The sequence below is a fragment of the Streptomyces coerulescens genome (genome assembly GCF_042657965.1).
GTDB classification, from domain to species: domain Bacteria; phylum Actinomycetota; class Actinomycetes; order Streptomycetales; family Streptomycetaceae; genus Streptomyces; species Streptomyces coerulescens.
Genome location: NZ_JBHSKM010000028.1, coordinates 112121 through 129561, shown reverse-complemented (window position 1 = coordinate 129561; position 17441 = coordinate 112121). Strand labels below are relative to the sequence as shown.

Sequence of the window (17441 nt, the reverse complement as noted above, 5' to 3'; positions counted from 1 at the left end):
CGCCGAGGGCTTCGGTTTGGCCGACGGGGCGGCGATCCAGGCGGGATCCCTGCCGCCGGCGAGGTGGCGCGGCGCGATGAAGTCGACCTCGACGGTCTCGGGAGTCGGCCGTGTGCTCACTTCCGTGCCGCGATCCGCCGGACGAGTGCGGGGACCGGTAGGGGAGCCAGACGAGAACGGGCCTTGCGAGCGGCGGAGTTGATCTCCCGGAGCCCCTTGCCGTGAGTGGCCCAGTCATCGAGGTAGCTCCACGATTCGGCGTGATGCTCGGCGAGGGCATCGTCGAAGTCGGCGGTGCCGGGCTTGGCGGTGGCGGGGAGGGCGTCTCTGGTCTCCAGCCACTGCTCGTGCAGTTCGTCGAGCCGGTCGAGGGCGTCGCGCAGGACGCCCAACTGGTAGACCCAGCGGCTCTGCACCGTGCTCTCCGGCAGCTGGACCAGCTGCGTCTCGGCCGTTGCCAGCAGGTGACGGGCGCCGTAGCGGAGCGGCTCGAACGCGGTGTGGGTGTCGGCGTCGCGCTGGCTCGCGCGCATGCCGTAGGCGTGGTCGTCGTGGGGCCAGCCGTCGAGGTCGGTGTGCTCGTCGGAGTAGGCGTCCCAGGCGTCGAGGATCTTCTTGCTGTCGCTCAGATAGTCGTCGAGGTGACGCAGGAATTCGCGGTGTGCGTGGTGGTCGGGGGAAATGAGGTGGAGTCCTGTCGGTTCAGCGGCGAGCGACCGGCTGGGCTGGGCCGACGTTCGCCGGGTTCGTCGCGGGTTTCGTCTGCTGCCGGCGGGCGGAGCGTGCCTGCGCGCGCAGGGACTTGAGGCGCGCGGTGTGGGCGTCGACCACTTGCTGTGGGCGCAGTGGGCTGGGCTCCTGCACGGCGCTGTAGTGGCCGGTGCGCTCGTACATCCCGCGCTGGAGGGGGCTGCGGTCGGCCAGTGCGGTGAGGAACGATCCGACCAGGTGGGCGGGGGTGCGCTCATCGAAGTAGGCGTGCCAGATGCGCGGGCCGGGGAACTGGCCGTGGCCCGGTTCACGGGTCTCGACGTGCCAGGACGGCCGGTCGCGGAATTCGCTCAACGGACGCAGTTCGATGTGGCACATGGAATCTGGCGAGCGCGCTGTGCCGTCTGAGTCGCGGTGCCACCCCGCCGAGGTCACCGGTTGCCACGGGTCCGGCCGCTGTGGCGGCGGGACGATGAGCGCGTCGGTGAAGCCGGCGAGGACCTCGGCGGGCACGAGTTCGCCGAACTCGGCGTACCAGCCGGGCTCGGTGTCGGTGGGCTCCGCCCGCAGCCGCCACCACGCGGAGGTGGCGGACTGCGGGTCGAACTGAAGGCGGTGACGCAGGTCGGGGCTGCGCAGGACGATCTCGGCACTCAACGGGTCGGAGACGGCGCTCCATCCAGCCGCGGCCAGACCGTGAGTGACGTGGCGGGCGTCTCCGGGGCCGGCGAGGTGGCGGGGGCTGGTGTCGAACGGGATGCGCCAGGCGTGCTTGTCGGCGAACGCGGAGAGCTGCCGTTCGCTCAGAGGCACCGGCAGCCCCCGGTTCGCTCTCGTCGGCGCTGCCGTGCAGGTCGCGGAGGTCGTCCAGGACGTAGTGGAGGGCGTGCTGGTCGGCCTGCTCCCACGCGGCCGTGCGCAACTCGGTGATCAGAAGGTCGATCTGCGCGGTGCGCGGGACGTGCGGGTGCTCCTGCAGGGCACGAGCGAGGGCGCGCAGGGTGTCGGCGAGCTGAACGGGCAGGCCCGTGTACTCATCGAGAAGGGGCTCGACGAGGGCGAGGGCCTGGACGGGGTCAGGGTTCTCGCGGAGGTAGTCGGTCAGGTCCGACAGGGTCTCGGACGCGGCGGGGATGGTGTCCGGAGTGAGTGCGGGCATCGGGCTCCTTGGGACGGGGCGTCGGGTCAGTGGCGGGTCCGGGCGCCGCCGGCGTGGGTATAGGGACGGGCGGTGGTGCGTGGCCGGGTGCTTCGGGCGCTGTTGCGAGCCCAGGTGGCGGCGCGGGCGGCCGTGATCCGGGCCTGTTGCCACGCACGGAGCTCGGAGGGCCTGACGGAGACCGACCAGGTGCGGATCTGTGCGCTGTGCGGGACGCGCCCGCGCGGGCGCATCACGGGATCCGGGTTGGCGAGTTCGGTCGAGAAGGCTTGCACCAGGTGCATCGGGGTGTTGGGCGTGAAGTTGGCGGTCCAGCCGTTGCCCTGCTTGTCCTTCGCTCCGGTCCACCACAGCGCCGCGCCGTCGGGGCTGCGCTGGTACTGCATCCACGCGGTGCCGTCGGGGCTCGTTGCGGTGTAGTGCTCGCCCTCGAAACGCATGTGCCAGTTCTGCTCCTGCAGCGGTGCCCAGACGTTGGGAGCGTGCGCGGAGCGGGGGCGGGTGAGGGCGTCCGTCAGACCGGCGACGATCTCCACCGGGGTCTGCTGGCCCAGGTGCGCCGCCCACTCGCCGTTGGGGCCGTCTGCTCTGGCGTGGATGGTCCACCCGCCGGGCAGGACGTAGGGGTCGTAGGCGACACGGACGGTGCGGTCCGGGCTCTCCATGAGCAGAGGGCCGCCCTTCTTGGACTTGTCCCGCCATCCCGAGGCGCGCAGGAACTCCGAGACGTGCCGGACGTCGCCGCCGCCGGCGAGGGCTCGGGGCTGTACGAGGTAGTGCTGCTCGGCCTGTTCGCCTGGTCCCCAGCCCTGCCATTGCTTCTTCTTCACCGGTGCCGCCGGACGACGAGCGGTGCGGGTGCCGGGGGCTTGGCCGCGGTGGTGGCGGGCTGGGTGCCGACGCGGTGGAGGGTGTCTTTGTGTCCGTCCAGGTCGAGGGTGATGTCGTGCAGTTGGTTCGACGCGCGGCCCAGGGCGAGCCACACCTCCGCGGGGAGGGCGCCTCGTTCGGCCTGGTCCTTGGCGAACACGCTGCCGGTGGCGACGAGGTGGGTGACGCCACCGAGGACTCCGGCGTCCGGGTCGAGGACGCGGGCGATGACCTGCGCGGCCTGGGGAGCGGGGAGTTGAGAGAGGTGGTCGGCGAGCTGGTCGAGCTGGCGGGTGATCTCGTCGGCCAGTCTCACCGGGTAGGGGGCGGGGTGGGACATGCTCCTCCGGGGCAGGGGGACGGTCAGTGGTGGCGGCGGTGTCCGACGCGCCGGGTCTCGGCGAGGACGGCCTCCGGGCGGGCGCCGGCCAGCGGGGAGGCGCGGTCGGGGCCGGTCGGGATGCAGGCGCGCAAGTAGCGGCGGAACAGGGCGGTCGCGAGTCTGGGCTTGAGCCGGTGGCTGATGGGTGGGGGTGTGCGGGGTGCTACGGGTTTCTCCGTGGATCGAGCGGTGCGGTGGGCGGCCCCGGCGGGGTGGCGGGGCCGCCCGGGCGGTCTTACGGGGTGCGCCGGGCAGGTGCGGGGCGTGAGGGGGAGCCGGCCGGTGCCGGTTGCGGAGCGCGGGCGGCGTGGTTGCGGGCGCGCAGCATCACGTCGGCGGCCTGGCTCATCGAGATGGCGGTGTCCTTGAGCCGTGCGAGGGGTTCGGGTTCCTCACCGTGGGCAGCCCCCTGGAGGTCACGGGCGGCGATCCAGGCCCGCACCACCACGTCCCTGGTAAGGGGCAGCAGCCCGTTGACCGGGGCAGCGATCTCGGTCAGCACCTCGGCCACCGCACTGCTGGTCTCGGAGGCAGAGGCCCGCTCAGCGAGCTTCGCGAGGTAGCGCAGGGCCGCGTCATGTTCGCTGTCTGGTGTGGCCAGCGCGTTCAGGGCGGGGTCGAGGTGGACGCTGTGCCCGGCGGAGAGCAGGGCGTGCGAGGCGGTGGTCGCCTGCAGGCGCTGCTGCTCGACGGGGAGGCCGTGGGGAAGCCGGTGGTAGTCCCCACGCGGTCCGGCAGCGGAGAGGAAGCCGCCGGTTCGCTGGAGGATGTCCGCCGCCTTCTCGGTACCGCCGATGGCGACGGGGGTCCTGGGTGATGGTGACGTACTCCAGCACCCAGAACTCGGGCTCCGACTGCTTCATCGAGCCCTGGTGGCCGGCGTACGGCTGCCGGCCGGGACCGGCGGTATGGAGGCCGGGGCGGAGACGGGCGCGGTGCGGCCTGCGGGGTGCTGGAGGGCGGTGCCGATGCCGAGCGCGTCCAGCTGAGGGCCGATCTCACGCAGGGCGCGCGCCTGCGCCCTGGTGTCGTCGCCGTTGAGGCGGTAGATGCCGCTCTGCCGGTCCTGGATGAAGCCGCCTGCGACGAGGATCGATCCGGCTCGGTCGTCGGCGGGGGCGGTGGCGACGCTGCCGTCCGGCTGCCAGGTCAGGACGACCCGGTCGGGCTGGGAGGGCTGGATGCCGCCCAGGGCGTTGTGCCGGACCTGGGCGAGCGCGCTGTCGTAGCGGGCGAGCAGGTCGCCAACGACCTGCCCGGCGCCCAGGAACGGGTCGTCCGCCAGGGCGATGCCGTTGGGCTCGGGCACGGCGCGGTACGCCTCGTCGGGCAGGGCGCCGGGGGCGACGGCGGCGATGAGAAATCCGTCGCGTTCGTCGTGCCGGTCCAGAAGGACGAGTTGGGCGCCGTCGAGGCGGCTCAGGACGGCGGCCTGCTGGATCGGGTGCTCGGCGAGTGAGGCGGCGACCAGGTCCAAGTCCCAGATGCGGTCGGCCAGTTCGGTGAGATCGTCCTTGGCGTCCGGCGGGAGGTGAAGGCTGGTCCAGGTGTCGGGGAGTTCACCGGCGAGGACGTCGGCGTACGAGGCGAGGCGCTCGGAGGTGTCGTGGTCGTGCATGGTGTCCTTGGGCGAGGTGGAGGTCAGCGGCGCAGTCCGGCGGCGACCGAGGGCGGCGGGGCCGGGAGCGTGCTTGGTGGGGGCGGGCAGGCGCACACGGCGGAGCGCTCGCCTTCGGTGGCGGGAACCTCTCGGGTGCAGGTGCTGGGGCCGGGGTGCTGAGCGTGCCGGTCGGCGAGCGTGTTGCGGGTGTGAGCGAGGTCGGTGCGGATGACGCGGAGGTACTCGTCGGCGAGGTAGCGCAGCCGCCGGGCGATGTAGGGGTCGGCCGCTTAGCCGAGTCCGTCGTGGAAGTCGGCGGTGGCGGTGAGGACTTCGTCCAGCGCGGCGAGGATGCCGTCGTGGGCGGCGGTCAGCTCGGTCAGCGCGTCGGCCGCCTCGTGGGTGGTGGTGGCCTCGCGAATGCGCTCGGCGAGATGGGCGACCGAGGAGCCCAGCGGCAGGCAACTGGCCGGACGGGCGTCGGTGTCGAAGTCGGTGTCGCAGTCGACGTGGTATCCGATGGCCCGGAGGCGGGCGACGGCATCAGTGGCGAGACGGGACTCGTCGTCCTGGGTGAGGCCGGTGGGGACGCGGTGGTAGGTCTCGTGGAGGCGGACGACGGCGATGAAACCCGCGCGCTGGAGAATGCTGTGGGCTTCGGAGTCGCCGCCGCGGGCGAGGAGTTCGTCGGAGTCCGGGTCGCGGCGGATGTCCAGGAAGCGGTCGGCGAGGGGCAAAGTGACGATTCTCCTACGGCGATCGGTGGGCGGGGTGCCGGGCGGCGGGCGCTACGGCGGCGCCCCGGGGCTGGACCAGGTGAGCGGCGGTGCTGTCCAGGTCCTGCTGGATGGCGTAGAGGCGGCGGGCGATCAGCTCCAGGCGGTGCGCCGTGCCGGTGCCGGCGGCTCCTGGTTGGCGGGCGATCCGGTGAGCGGTGTGCTCGACGAGTCCGCGGACTGTGGCCAGCGGGCCGGCCTGCTCGTCGGCGAGATGCGTGAGGACGCTCGCGAGCTGGGCCGATGCCGTGGGCGCCGGGCGGAGGGCGGGCCGTGCCGTGGGTCCGGTGCGTACGGGGATCAGGTGGAGGTCCTGCTCGATGCGGCGCGCCTCGTCCGCAAGGCGCCGAAGGATGTCTGCGGGCGGGGCATGCCATGCACCGTCGAGGTGGATCAGGTTCGCGATCAGGTCGAGGCGTCCTGACTGGGCCTGAACGGCGATCCACCGGCAGCCGTCCTCCTTGCCGGGTATCTCGATGCCGGCGGCCCGCGCAAGCCGTTGGGCGATTTCAGCCCACTCGGGGCCGGTCAGGTCCCGGTCGTCCGGGTGAAGGCGGACGTCGAGATGGAGGATGGGCCGCCGGTCATCGTCCGGGCTGACGGCGAACGGGTGCGCCAGGCACGGACCTTCGAGGTGCTCGGCCCACTCGACGGACGTCCAGGTCCGCTGCTCGTCGTCCGGGGCGAAGTACTCAAGGCCCGGCCAGTAGCCGACGACCGTGTACTGCGTCAGGCCCTCGATCGGCGAGATGGGCCGCCCCAGCGCCTCGGCGAGCGGGTCGTGCGGCGTGTAAGTCCGCTCATGGAGACGGGGGATCACCGGCCACCCCGGATATCGGCGATGTGCACGAGCTGGCCCAGAGCGGTGGTGGTGTACCAGCCGCAGTCGATCAGCTCGTCGCGCCCGGCGAACCGTGCAAGGAGCGTGTCCTCCATGGCCCGCAGGTAGATCAGGCAGTCCGGGCAGCGGCGCGAGAGGTGCACGAGGTAGCGGGGGTGGCCGGTGATGTAGGACTGGGTGCCGCCGGTCGCATCCCGTAGCCGCCATCCGTTCTCGTCGGTCGGGGTGTGCCAGGACGGGGCGACGACGCGCATCGCGTCTCCCCACAGTTCACCGCTGGCCACCCCCTTGAGGACGACGACGGTGTCACCGGCCTGGAAGTGGGCGTGGGTGATGTCCCGGTCGGGGGTGAGCGGATCGGGGGTCGGCGCGAAGGCCGAGGCGGGCGGGGGCTGGGACATGGGGTTCCTTCCACGCAATCGGTGGCGGGGTGGGAGGAACAATGGTCCGGAGGAATGCCGGTTTGGCTAACCGGCGTTTCCCGGCTATGTTCCCCCGCTGTCAGCGGAACGGGTTCTCCGTTCCGCGATCCGCCTCGGTGGCGGCGTCGAGGAGTTCAAGCACGTCAGCCCCCTCTGCGTCCCTCTGATCTATCCACCACCCGGCCCGGGTGATCGAGCGGGCCTTCTCCTCCAGCTCCGCCCAGTCCGCCTCGTCCCAACTCCCCTCCACGACCAGCGCGGTGTGCGCGGCCGTCATCAGCTGGTGGCGGGAGCGCTCGCCCCAGTCCAGGGCCTTGGCCGGGCCCTCCAACCGCGGCATGTCGAACTGCTCGGCCCACGCGCGGGCGGCCTGCTGCTCCTCGGCGCGCTTGGCGGCGAGCCAGGCTTCCTTGGATTCCGTGTCGGAATCGCGCGCGGCCTTCCAGCAGTCGGTGCAGTCGCGGCCTTCGAGCCAGCGTGCGTATCCGGCGCGCCGGTCGGCGGGGCGGTTGGACAGGTTGTGCGTCGCTTCGTGTCCACAGCTGTGGACGATTTTCCAAGTGGTGCGGACTGCCACGTGGTTGTTCCTGCTTTCTGTCTTCTGGGTCGTCTCAGCGAGTCCTGCGGATGGCGTCTGTGGCCGCCGTGGCGATGGCGGCGGGAGCGCTGGAGGGCTGGGGAAGGTGCAGCAAGGTGGTCCCCGGCAAGTGGCGGGACTTCGCGGTGAGGGTGAGCTGGAGTACGGCGCAGCCGGCGGTCGTGAGCTGCTTGACGCGGGTGACGGCTTGAGCGGTTTCGTCGGGGGTGTAGACCGCGTCGGTGACGATCACGAGGAGGCGGCCGGCGCCGGGGCGGCTGAGTTCGAGGCCGTGGTCGAGCGCGTCCAGGGCGTTGGCGAGGTTGTGACTGCTGCCGTTGGCACCGAACGTTGTCACGCGCTCCGGTGCTCGGTGGGTGGGTCGGGTCAGTGCGGTCAGATGCGTGTCGTAGGCGATGGTGGCGGTGAGGGAGTCGGGGTCGGTCAGGGCTGCTGCGCGTGCCACGATCCAGGCGGCGGACGCGACGGGCGCGCAGGCGGCACGCATGGAGCCGGAGACGTCGACGGCGATACCCACACGCAGTGGTGGGGTGGGGGAGTTCCGGCGGCGGGTGTGGGTGAACGGTTCGGCGGTGGGGACCGATCCGGCCGCGCGCTGGGCGTCGCGGGCGAGGGCCGCGCGCATGTTGAGGCGGCCGGGTGGGGTGGGGCTGGTGGTCCGCTCCTCGGTCCGCTCGCGGTAGGCGGCGGCACGCAGGGCGCGGCTGAGGCGCGCGGCGGCACTCTTCTCGGCGGCGGTGGGCCTGCGGGTGCCGGTGACAGGGTTGCTGTAGGGCGCCGGTGTGCCGTCAGGGTTGACGGTGCCGCCGCCAGAGTTGAAGACGGACCTCGCGGTGGCGGCGGCCTGGCGTCGCCGACTGGCTTGCTGCGCGCGGTCGTTGGCCCGCGCCTTGGACTGCGCGGCCATGGCGTTGGTTGCTGCGGCCTGTGCCGCGAGGTCGGCGGCGTCGGTGGCTGCCGTGCTGTCCATGACGACCTTCACGGCGCCGGACAGCAGATCGGTGAGGTTCTCCGGCACGGGCAGGGCGGGGGCCGCGGTGTCCAGAGCGGCGCACCATTTCTGAGCGTGCGCGAGCATGGTCGTGGCGTCGTGGTCGGCGCACTGGTGGGCTGCAGTCCAGATGCGGGTGAGTGTGGCCAGCAGGTTTGCGCCCAGCACCTTTTCGCACAGATCGGCGACGGCCCGGGTCTCGCCGGCGTCCAGGATGCCGACGTCACGGCGGCCGAGGACCAGGGCCGCCACGGCGGCGGCGTGCTCGATGCCCTGGAGGGTGGGGTGGGCGATGTCGGGCATGACCAGGGTTCGGGCACTGGTACGCAGGTACGTGCGGTCCGTGGGCCGCGTGATCAGGTGTGCGCCTTCGATACGGCTCTCCTCCAGCAGGAGCGCGGCCTCGACGACACGGGGGTTCGCTCCGGCAGGCGCCGTCCAGACGGAGTGGGCCGCGTGCGCGGCCTCGTGGACGAACACTCCCCAGGCGGCGGGATACCGCTCCTCGTCGCCCATGATCCGCGGGTGGATCTCGTGGGGCTGTAGCGGGGCGAACAGGCCGGCGTCGAACTCGACCTCGCCCAGGGTGGGGAAGTACGCGGCCGGTGCGCCGGTGCGCGTGCCGGGGCGGCAGGTGACGAGGAGGTCTGGGCGGCCGGAGAGGGCGACCAGCCGGTCGCCGAGTTCGGCTCCCACGCGCAGCCACGCGTTCGGGGAGGAACGGGGTTGCGCGGGCGGGGCGCCGTCGTCGTCCCAGCGCGCGAGGTCTGCGTCGTCGTCCGGCGTGGTGGCGGGGGACTGGACGTGGTGGTGGGCGCTCATCGCGAGCGGCCCCGGTGCGCGGAGCCGACGCTGCCCGGGGGCTGCCGGACGGCCGAGGAGGGGAGCTGCTTGCCGAGGGTGAGGGGCGCGATCTTCTTGATGCCGACGGCCTTGGTGACGGCAGCGGCGACGGCGTCGCGATCCTCCACAGGAGCGATGCCGACCAGGTTCGCGAGCGCGGCTTTGGTGCCGAGGACGGCCTCGGCCTTCTGGTAGCTGAGCAGCTCCCGCAGTTGGGGGGCCCAGCCCAGCTCGCCAAGTTCGACCTGGTGGGCGAGGTGTCGGGCGACCCGGACGACCCGGGCATCGATCCTCAGCGCCAGGGCGAGGTCATAGTCCGTGCCGATCTGGATCTGCACGCTGAACCGGCTCGCGAGCGCCTCCGTCAAAACCGCCCCGTGGACGCCGGGATTGTGGCCCGCCACCACGTAGAAGCCCGGCTCTGCCTTGATCGTCTCGCCTTTGTGGGCCTTGACCTGGATCTGCCTGCGCCCGTCCATCGCGGGATACAGCGCCGCCAGGACCTTCGGTGAGATCAAGGTGGCATCGTCGATCAGCAGGGCGCGGCCCTCGGTCATCGCGGTGACCAGCGGACCGTACTGGAAGACGTAGCCTCCCGCGTCGTCCTGTGTGTACTCGCCGATCAGGTCGCCGACCGCGGTGTCGCCGTCACCGGCGACGGTGAGCAGGTCCGGGAACGCCGCCTCGACCAGACTCGTCTTGCCGGTGCCCGGAGGGCCGTAGAGCAGCACCGGCACGTCGGCGTCGCGCAAGCGATTCAACGCCTCGACGTCGGGCAGATCGGCCAGCTCCCGGGGGTGGTAGAGCTGGCCCCCCGCGCGGCGGATCGGGCCGGTCTGCCTGGGCGCGGCTGCTGCGGAAATGGTCGTGCGGGCCGTGGCCGCCTGGGCGCGGGGAGAATGGGTGCCCGGTGGGCTGATCACAGCGGTCTGCGCGGCTGCGGCGGTTTTCGCGTTCGCGCGGAACTGCGGTTGTCCGGTTCCGCCTTGGTCGGCCTCGCCGCGTCGCACCAGGGTGAGGGCGGCGTTGCGGACGGCGCCGTGGGAGTGGCCCAGCTGCCTGGCCATGTCCCCGATGGTGAGCGCGTCCGCCGGCCGGTCGGCCAGCAGTCGGGCCACCTTGGCACGCAGTTCGCCGCCCTTGGTGCGCGCTGGACTGGTAGGCGTTCCGGGTATGGTCAAAAACGGGGTCCCTTCAACAGGTGCGGGTGCGGGCGGGGTTGGCGAGGCGCTGGAGAGGCTGGCCGCTCTCGGAGCGGATCACGGACTGTGCCGACATCGGCGACCGGGCCAACCGGGGCGTACCGTCGGCGCTCACCGGCCGACCGAGGGCTCGGCCCAGGGGCACGGGATGGCCGGCGACGAGCAGCTCGCTGGCTGCCGAGCAGGCCCGTGCGTCCGCTCCGTACCGGGTTCCGTCGCTCGGCAGGCGCAGCCTGGCGTCTCTTCGAAGCCGGCCTGGAGCAGGATCCGCCGGGCGGCGGCGTTGTAGCCGGTGGTGGTGATCTCGCCGGTGATGGCATGCCGGATCGTCATGAACGGCTCTGCTGGTGCTTCGGGCAAGGCGGATCTCGTATCGGTGGTGGCGGGAAAGCGGTGGGGTGTTGGGCGAAGGCGAGGCGGGCCCGGAGCTTCCAGCACATCAACGGTGCGTGGCTGGACCACGAACGATGGGCAATGACTGCCGACATGCTCAAGGGCGGGCCTCACCGCCCCGCAGCTACCTGACTCGCCTTTCCGCACGTTCCGATAGCCGGGTGTACCAACAACGGCCATAACGGATCTCCTCAAAAGGGCTGGAAAGTAGGGGGCGCGCCCTGATCAAGGTGTCTGATGCCGGCCTCGGAGCGGGCGGCGTTGCCGACCGCGCTCCATGTGTCCGGTGGGGCCGCGACGTCGGCGCGCGGCGAGAAGGACGGTGAGAGCGAAGGCCGCGCCGGCGGGGCGGAGCGCTGGTTAGAGGCTGCTCAGCGGTGGTGGGCGGGCGTGCTGGCGCGGGGCGGCGGCGTGGGTGGTGTGGTGCCCACGGCGGGGCGCGCGCGGACGCGCAGCACGGGTGTGCGGTGCGGCGGCAGGACGGCGACGGTCGCGCCGAGGTCCTCGGCCGCCTCCTCGACTTCGCGGGTGAGGAACTCGATCTGCCGGCCCAGCGCGGCGAGGCGGGCGGCGATCTGGCGGCCCTGCACAGTCTCCAGCGCGCTGGCGAACTGGCCGCTCGTCTCCAGGAGTTCATGGAGACGGACCATCGGGCCCGCGTTGTAGCCGCGCTGGACGGCGCCGAGAAGTGCGTCGGACGCGTCACCCGCGGTCCGGCCTTCGACGACGTCGCGGATGAGTTCCTGCAGCGACACCTCCGGGGCCGGCACTGGGCGGTTGAACCTGGGTATTCGTGGGCGTAGTGACCGATCACTTGCCAGCCCGGTGCGTCCGGGTCCCCTCGCAGCGCGACCAGCGTCGAGTCGTCGTCTTCGACGAGGTAGGCGAGGGTGATCGGCCGCCCGTCGGCGGCGTACCAGGACTCGGTCAGCTCCAGCTCGCCTCGCTGCTGCGCGGCCTGGGCCCTCTCGGTCCACATCCGCTGTTCCTCTTCGGTCAGCGGGGCCTTGTGGTGTTGGTGTTGGTTCTGGTCGGCGAGGTTGCTGGCGATGATGCCGTGATCCGCCCACGAGGCGAGGTGCGGCCACAGGGCCGAGTGCTGCGCGCGTTCGGCCGGGGAGCCGGGGGCGGCTGGCCGGTCGAGTGCTTGGCGGATCTCGGTGGCGGAGGCGGCCAGGCCGTCCAGCACGGTCCGCCACCCAGCCAGATGCCGGGTGGGCGGCAGTTCGTCGAGCGCGCGGCGGGCGGCGTTGAGCAGAGCGTCGGCGTGCGGGGCGAGGTGGGTGGTGTACGCCTCCACCGCTGCCTTGTCGCGGTGGGCTCGTGCGGCTGCCGCGGCGCTTGGGTGGACGGTGATGCCGTAGCGGTCGCGTGTCATGTCGAGCGCCGTTTCGGTCTCGCGGTCGATGACCGCCATCCGCAGCCGGAAGTCGCGGGCACCGTTGGCGAGTTCGGGTGCCACCGGCAGGGGGCCGTCGGGGGGCGGGTTGTTTGCGGGCGTCATCGTGACCGCTCGCCGCCCGAGGCCGTCAGGTGGACGGTCGGCGCATAGGCGGGCTTCGGCGGGATCGGCCGGGCGGCAGCCGCGGAGGTGGTGGGCGGTGTGGTGCGCTGCGTCGTTCGGCCGGCGGCGGCCTGGGCGAGACGGCGGCGGCGTTCCTGGAGTCCGTTCGGCAGGACCGGGCCTGGTGGGCCGGCGGAGACGGCCGGGTCGAGGCGCATGTCGGCCTGCACCATGTAGCCGTGGCGGCGAAGATCGTGGACGGCCTGGCGGGTCCGGCGGGGACCGTCGCGCTCGGGCTCGCTGAGCCGGTACAGCCCGGGCTCACCGGGGACGGGCTCGAACTGCTCGCGCTCCAGGTACCAGTGGGCGAGGTGCGCGGGCATGGAGGAGGTGAACGAGGCGACGAAGCCGTGCGTGTCGTGGGTGCCGAAGGCGAAGTGGGTGCCGGGTTGCAAGGGGGCGGGGTTCTCCTCACGTTGTCGGGGCGGAGGCTGTCAGTGGCTGCGGTGCGCGGGACGGGCCGCGGTAAGGGGGCGGACCGGCGCGGCGACGGGGAGGGCCGGGCGGCGGTGGGGTGCGCTCACACGGGCTTGGCGCAGGAAGATCTCCTGGTCGGTGAGCCAGGTCTCGATGGCCGGCCACGCACGGGCATTGCGCTCCTGCGACGGCACAGGACCGCTGTGGAGCACCTCGTCGAGCAGGCTCTCGGCATCGGTCATGGCGTCGGCCAGGCGGGACAGCGTCGCGGCGTCGTCGGGCCACAGGCTGCTGGCGGGACGGCACCGGTCGATCAGAGTCGGGGCGTGGTCGACGACGGTGAGGAAGCGGCGCCAGGCGTGGTCGAGGAATTCCTCGGTCGCGGTGCCGAGGGCGGCGGCGCTGAGCGGGGTGGCGTCGCTGTGGCGGCTGGAGGCGACCATGGTCTGCCAGGTGTCGTGTTCGGAGCGGATGCTCCCGAGTGCGGCGGCGACGGCCGAGGTCCGGCGGGCGTGGACGGCCTGCTCGTAGGAGGGCAGGTACCGGTTGGCGACGTCTGGGCCGCTCGTGCGGCGAACGGCGGCAGGACGATACTGCGCGGCGCGTGCGGATCGCCGTAGCCCTCTTCGAGCCCTTCCGGGCGAAGGCGCCTATCAGGTAGTCGAGTTGATGCCCTGGGCGTTCGACGAACAGCAGCATGGTGCCGTGCACCGTGTCGGTGAGCGTGGCGGCGTAGGGGATTCGCTCGCTCTGCAGGGCGCGGCCGAGTTCGCCGCTGTCCCAGATCCAGGGCACGAGGTCTTCCTGCCGGGCGGGGTGCGAGTAGATCTCGACCGACGTGTTCCACGTGCCGGGTAGCTGGCGGGCGAGGTCGCGGGCGGCATCGCCGATGAAGTGCCGGCTGCTCGTGGACGCTGGTGCGGTGCCGTTTCGCGCACGTGACCAGATCGACCACGGTGGTCCCGTTGCCGTCCGCGGGCAGGTGCCAGACGCCGTCGTTGTCCCGCCTGAAGCCGCTCTCGGCGAGGGCGGTGTGCGACCACGGGTACTGCTCGCCGGAGGCGATGGCGACCAGGCCCGACTCCCGTCTGTGCGACAGGATGATCTGCGCCTCAGCCATGGACCTGGTCCTCGCCGCGGCGCAGGACGGCGCGCAGGCTGCGGCCGTAGGCCCAGGCGTGCTCCCGGGCCGCCGCCTCCAGCTGGTCGTACCCGGCCTGGGCCGTCATTTGCCCGTTCCACTTGCGGTATCTGTACACGGGCACCGGCAGCAGGATTCCGGGCGCGAGAGCGGTCACGCCGAGGGCCGCGCAGTAGTCCTCGCCCTGGACGAGGCCGCCCATCGGCGCGGCGCGTACGAGGTCGGTGCGGGCGAGGATCGTGGTCGGCCCGATAGGGATGGTGTCCGCCGGGGACTTCCAGTACATCCACACGTCACCGGCCTCGTGCCGGCCGGGCGGGGTAGGGCATCGCCACAGGGTGGTCGAGCCGTCGGGGTGCTGGTCCTCGCTCCATCCCGCACACCAGCCGACCCCTGTCGATTCCAGGGTGTTCAGCCGTACGGACATGGCGTCGTCGGTGAACTCGTCATCATCGTCAGCCCAGTTGACGTACTCGGTGCGCACGTCGTCGAGGGCAAGGTTGCGGGCGCAGGCGGCGCCGACCGGCCGCGGCAGAGCGAGGACGCTCACGCGTGGGTCGTCGGAGAGCGCGGCGGGCAGGCGGGCGGGATCGGCGCCGTCGAGGGCGATCACCGCCTCCCAGGGCACGCTCTGGCGGGTGAGGCTCTCGTGCATGGTCATCAGATAGGGGAGCCGGTCGGGCCGGAGCTGGGTGGCGATGACGACCGTGACCTTGGCGGGGGAGTGCAGAGGAATGAGGATGCTCCGGCGAACTAGAGGCTAGCGGGAAGGGGATGAGGTCGCCGTGGCCGTCGGCGGTGGCAGCGCGGTGACTGGCGGCGCTGGGCGGGTGTCGGCGGCGGCACGGAGTTGCTTCGCGGCGCGAGCGAGGCAGGTGCGGCTCTCGCCTAGCCGGTCCACGAGCCCTTGGTACGCGGAGGTATGTGCCTGCGTCCGGGCGGGCCCGGGGGCTTGGTGGGTGAGGTCGGCAAGCTGGCCGAGGTGGTGGACGGCGGCGCCGAGGGCGGCGAGTGCGGCAGCGGAGGGTTCGGCTGCCCGGGCGAGTGCGAGGCTGGTGCGGCGCTGGGCGGCCGTGACCTGGGTGGGGGAGCGGGCGGCGGCCCGGTGACGGAACGCATGCTCTCCGACCAAGTAGCCCAGCAGGCGGGCCAGGTGACGGACCTCGTCGTCCAGGATCTCGCTCAGGGCCGGATCCGGGCGGATCTGGTCGGTCAGCGGGAGCTGGTCAGCGACGGTGTTAAGCCGGTCGGCAACATCGTGCAGCAGCATCCGCTCATCAGGGGCGGACAGCGACAGACTTTGCACGGCAGCGCCTGGGGCCTATCGCCGCGCGGCGGCCGGTGCTGCCGCGGGGGGCGGCATGCCGGGCGATGCCACCGCTGGGCGGGAAGGTCGGGGCTCGGCGGGGGTGGCGTGGCGGAAGTTGACCCCGATGCTCTGGGCGGTGAGGAGCCAGACGGCGGCATGGATCAGCAGGGCGCGGTCGCTGGTGCTGTAGGAGGCGGGCAGGACGAACGCGGCCTCGTGCGGGCTGTACTGGAAGTAGCAGCTGTACAGCACAGTGCGGGCCTCGGCACGCACACTCGCGTACGGAGCTCCCACGACGCCGTCCGGGTACCACACCAGTGTGAGCGTCTCAGCGACCTCCGGTGCGGCGGGACGGTGTTGTCGCTCGGGCTCGTCGCGGGGGCATTGGTGGACCGCGTCCAGAGCCCGGGGGAAGCGGGGCAGCACTCGACGCGCGACCGCGGCGGCGGCCCGGACTGGGTCGTTGCGTACGGCGATGCCGCCGGGACCGTCCACGTCGCGGAAGTGGTGCGGCTTGAACCCCTCGGGCTTGAGCGGGGCGACCAGTTACTGGCGGGGGTAACGGGGGCGTTCGATGACGCAGAGCAGTTCGTCATCTGGCCCGTGGAGGAGCGCGACGGGGGTATCGGGAAAGTCGAGGAGTGCCGAACGACTGGGACCGCAGTCCCAGACCCCGGTCGGCTACCGGTCGGTGGCCCTTGGGAGGGGGGAAGCCTTCGTACTTGCGGTACCACTCTACAGGCAGGTGCTCGGTGAGTGCGGTGGCGAAGGCGGACAGGACGTGGGGCTGGGGCATGGGATCTCGGGGGGGGTGTCAGGGAGCACGGCCGGCGGCACGTGCGGGAGGCGGCGGCAGAGCGGGCGTGATTCGGGCCGTGCCGTAGTAGTCGGCGACGGCTTCCTGCCAGCTTCGGCGCTGAGGGGCGGCGAGGGCCTGCATCCGTTCGACGGCCACGTGCAGGTCTTCGCCGAGTCGGCGCAGCGTGATCTCGGCGGTGCGCAGGTCATGATGGAGGTCGTAGCCGTCCTGGCGCTCGGAGGACTTGGCGGTTTTGCCCGCTGCTTCGAAGAGATCTGCGAGGTGTTCGAGCACGCCCGAGGCCGGGTCCAGGACCTGGTCGAGGAGATGGGCAGGCGGCTTCGTTGTACGAGCGGGCCGCGTTCAGCCGTTCGGTGAGGCTGCGGACGGCGTGGGCTGCGGAGTTCGTGGCGGCGGGTGTGTTGGGGCGACCGGGCAGGTCGGTTTCCGCGGCGGTCGGTGATGATGCGTCAGTCAGCGCCGTAGCCTTCCCGGACCGGGCTGCTGCCTGGGCTGCGGTGGATGAGGAGACAGCGGGCACCAGTCCGAGTTGGATGAGCCGCTGGTCGATCGCCTCGATCAGGTGCGTGGCGTTGCCGCCGTGACGGGCTTCGGGCCGCTCGGAGGCACTGGGGTCGGCGGAGGGAGCCGAGTCGTAGATCACTTCGAACAGCGCCTGTTCGTCGGGATGCTGGCGGGTCACGATCCACCCCTCAGTGTCCCCTGGAGGACGGTCGCAGGGCGGCTCCTGTGGTGGGCTGATGATCAGGTAGCTGTCGTCGGGGAGTGCTACGCGCACGATGTAGGCGCTGAGGCCGAACTCGATGTCGCACTCCAGCCCGCGCTCTCGCAGCGGTGTGGTGATGTGCGCGTGGCGGCGCCACAGCTCCTGCCACCACGGCGTGTCCACGTTGCGATGGTCGGGCATGGGCGTGAGCAAAGCGGCGCGGCGGGCGTCTGGGGTATTCGCGCCGTCAGCGGCCACGGCTCCTCCTGGGGGAGGTCGGCGTACGGCTTGGCGGAGGCGTGGGGCGAGCGGGGGTGGCTTCCGGCTTCGGCACCGGACTGAAATCGAGTTCGTACTCGTCGTAGGCGGCGATCAGGTCGTGTTCCAGGTGGGCTTCGCGGTCGGCGATCTGCGCCATGAGGTCGTCGTGCTCGGCCTGGCACTGCTGGTACTCGGCCCAGTCGGCGTCGCTGAAGTGGGCGGGGCGGTTCAGGGGACTCCTTGTGAAGGGGTGGGGGCGGCCCGGTCAGCGGTGGCGACCGCTCGGTTTGGGCGGCGGCACAGGGCTTTCGCGGTCAGAGGGCGCGGGGAAGAAGCGGTGGAAGTCGAGGTGGTCGTCGAGTTCCTTTACCGCGTCGCGGAGGGCCTCCGATGTGCGTCACGGCATGCCCGCACCGTGACGCCCCGGCTGCACAG

General features: G+C 72.0%; 21 protein-coding genes and 2 pseudogenes. 1 reads left to right on the top strand and 22 read right to left on the bottom strand.

Features of this window, described 5'->3' with window-relative positions:
- Positions 1-24: 24 nt before the first annotated feature.
- The 3 genes and pseudogenes from ACFPQ9_RS44705 to ACFPQ9_RS34270 all read right to left on the bottom strand — a co-directional run.
- Positions 25-120, bottom strand: a pseudogene (locus tag ACFPQ9_RS44705) (SPDY domain-containing protein); the annotation flags it as partial.
- Positions 117-533 carry a hypothetical protein gene (locus tag ACFPQ9_RS34275; protein WP_380862182.1) on the bottom strand — a complete coding sequence of 139 codons (417 nt, stop codon included), beginning with the start codon at positions 531-533 and terminating at the stop codon, positions 117-119. The gene ACFPQ9_RS34275 and the pseudogene ACFPQ9_RS44705, both read right to left, overlap by 4 nt.
- 169 nt (positions 534-702) lie before the next feature.
- A complete protein-coding gene (locus ACFPQ9_RS34270; RefSeq protein ID WP_380862180.1) occupies positions 703-1524 on the bottom strand; it encodes an SPDY domain-containing protein in 822 nt (273 codons plus the stop codon).
- 34 nt (positions 1525-1558) lie between these two features.
- Between ACFPQ9_RS34270 and ACFPQ9_RS34265 the strand changes: the two genes are divergently transcribed.
- Positions 1559-1933 (top strand): hypothetical protein, encoded by a 375-nt coding sequence (locus ACFPQ9_RS34265; RefSeq protein ID WP_380862178.1) that lies wholly within the window; start codon positions 1559-1561, stop codon positions 1931-1933.
- Here the strand turns inward: ACFPQ9_RS34265 and ACFPQ9_RS34260 are convergent.
- The 19 genes and pseudogenes from ACFPQ9_RS34260 to ACFPQ9_RS34170 all read right to left on the bottom strand — a co-directional run bounded on the left by ACFPQ9_RS34260 (position 1897) and on the right by ACFPQ9_RS34170 (position 17163).
- The gene (locus ACFPQ9_RS34260; RefSeq protein ID WP_380862176.1) at positions 1897-2700 is read right to left on the bottom strand and encodes an SPDY domain-containing protein; all 804 of its coding nucleotides are present in this window, start codon (positions 2698-2700) and stop codon (positions 1897-1899) included. The two genes, ACFPQ9_RS34265 and ACFPQ9_RS34260, sit on opposite strands and share 37 nt — an antisense overlap.
- A complete protein-coding gene (locus ACFPQ9_RS34255; RefSeq protein ID WP_380862174.1) occupies positions 2697-3080 on the bottom strand; it encodes a hypothetical protein in 384 nt (127 codons plus the stop codon). Before ACFPQ9_RS34255 ends, ACFPQ9_RS34260 begins: the two co-directional genes overlap by 4 nt.
- A gap of 277 nt (positions 3081-3357) precedes the next feature.
- Complete coding sequence (locus ACFPQ9_RS34250; protein WP_380862172.1) at positions 3358-3633, bottom strand: hypothetical protein; 276 nt, start codon at positions 3631-3633, stop codon at positions 3358-3360.
- 348 nt (positions 3634-3981) lie between these two features.
- Positions 3982-4740 (bottom strand): hypothetical protein, encoded by a 759-nt coding sequence (locus ACFPQ9_RS34245; protein WP_380862252.1) that lies wholly within the window; start codon positions 4738-4740, stop codon positions 3982-3984.
- A gap of 272 nt (positions 4741-5012) precedes the next feature.
- A complete protein-coding gene (locus ACFPQ9_RS34240; protein WP_380862170.1) occupies positions 5013-5459 on the bottom strand; it encodes a hypothetical protein in 447 nt (148 codons plus the stop codon).
- Positions 5460-5472: 13 nt separating this feature from the next.
- Entirely contained in the window at positions 5473-6318 is an 846-nt protein-coding gene (locus ACFPQ9_RS34235) for a relaxase/mobilization nuclease (protein WP_380862168.1), read from the bottom strand.
- Positions 6315-6740: a hypothetical protein gene (locus tag ACFPQ9_RS34230; protein WP_380862166.1), complete on the bottom strand. Its 426-nt coding sequence runs from the start codon at positions 6738-6740 to the stop codon at positions 6315-6317. The genes ACFPQ9_RS34235 and ACFPQ9_RS34230 overlap by 4 nt, the downstream gene beginning before the upstream one ends.
- A gap of 100 nt (positions 6741-6840) precedes the next feature.
- Entirely contained in the window at positions 6841-7338 is a 498-nt protein-coding gene (locus ACFPQ9_RS34225; RefSeq protein WP_380862164.1) for a hypothetical protein, read from the bottom strand.
- Between the two features lie 34 nt (positions 7339-7372).
- A complete protein-coding gene (locus tag ACFPQ9_RS34220; protein ID WP_380862162.1) occupies positions 7373-9172 on the bottom strand; it encodes a hypothetical protein in 1800 nt (599 codons plus the stop codon).
- Positions 9169-10311, bottom strand: coding sequence for an AAA family ATPase (locus ACFPQ9_RS34215; protein ID WP_380862250.1), 1143 nt, complete (start codon positions 10309-10311; stop codon positions 9169-9171). The genes ACFPQ9_RS34220 and ACFPQ9_RS34215 overlap by 4 nt, the downstream gene beginning before the upstream one ends.
- Positions 10312-10506: 195 nt before the next feature.
- A complete protein-coding gene (locus ACFPQ9_RS34210) occupies positions 10507-10728 on the bottom strand; it encodes a hypothetical protein (protein ID WP_380862160.1) in 222 nt (73 codons plus the stop codon).
- Positions 10729-11159: 431 nt separating this feature from the next.
- Positions 11160-12292 (bottom strand): annotated as a pseudogene (locus ACFPQ9_RS34205) (hypothetical protein).
- Positions 12289-12747 carry a hypothetical protein gene (locus ACFPQ9_RS34200; protein WP_380862158.1) on the bottom strand — a complete coding sequence of 153 codons (459 nt, stop codon included), beginning with the start codon at positions 12745-12747 and terminating at the stop codon, positions 12289-12291. Before ACFPQ9_RS34200 ends, ACFPQ9_RS34205 begins: the two are co-directional and overlap by 4 nt.
- A 39-nt stretch (positions 12748-12786) precedes the next feature.
- Complete coding sequence (locus tag ACFPQ9_RS34195) at positions 12787-13212, bottom strand: hypothetical protein (protein WP_380862156.1); 426 nt, start codon at positions 13210-13212, stop codon at positions 12787-12789.
- 669 nt (positions 13213-13881) lie between these two features.
- The gene (locus ACFPQ9_RS34190) at positions 13882-14610 is read right to left on the bottom strand and encodes a glycosyltransferase family 2 protein (RefSeq protein WP_380862248.1); all 729 of its coding nucleotides are present in this window, start codon (positions 14608-14610) and stop codon (positions 13882-13884) included.
- 60 nt (positions 14611-14670) lie between these two features.
- The gene (locus ACFPQ9_RS34185; protein ID WP_380862154.1) at positions 14671-15216 is read right to left on the bottom strand and encodes a hypothetical protein; all 546 of its coding nucleotides are present in this window, start codon (positions 15214-15216) and stop codon (positions 14671-14673) included.
- A 15-nt stretch (positions 15217-15231) separates the two neighbouring features.
- Positions 15232-15714, bottom strand: a complete 483-nt coding sequence (locus tag ACFPQ9_RS34180) for a hypothetical protein (protein WP_380862152.1) — start codon at positions 15712-15714, stop codon at positions 15232-15234.
- A gap of 319 nt (positions 15715-16033) precedes the next feature.
- Positions 16034-16312, bottom strand: coding sequence for a hypothetical protein (locus ACFPQ9_RS34175; RefSeq protein WP_380862150.1), 279 nt, complete (start codon positions 16310-16312; stop codon positions 16034-16036).
- A gap of 680 nt (positions 16313-16992) precedes the next feature.
- Complete coding sequence (locus ACFPQ9_RS34170; protein WP_380862148.1) at positions 16993-17163, bottom strand: hypothetical protein; 171 nt, start codon at positions 17161-17163, stop codon at positions 16993-16995.
- Positions 17164-17441 lie beyond the last annotated feature (278 nt).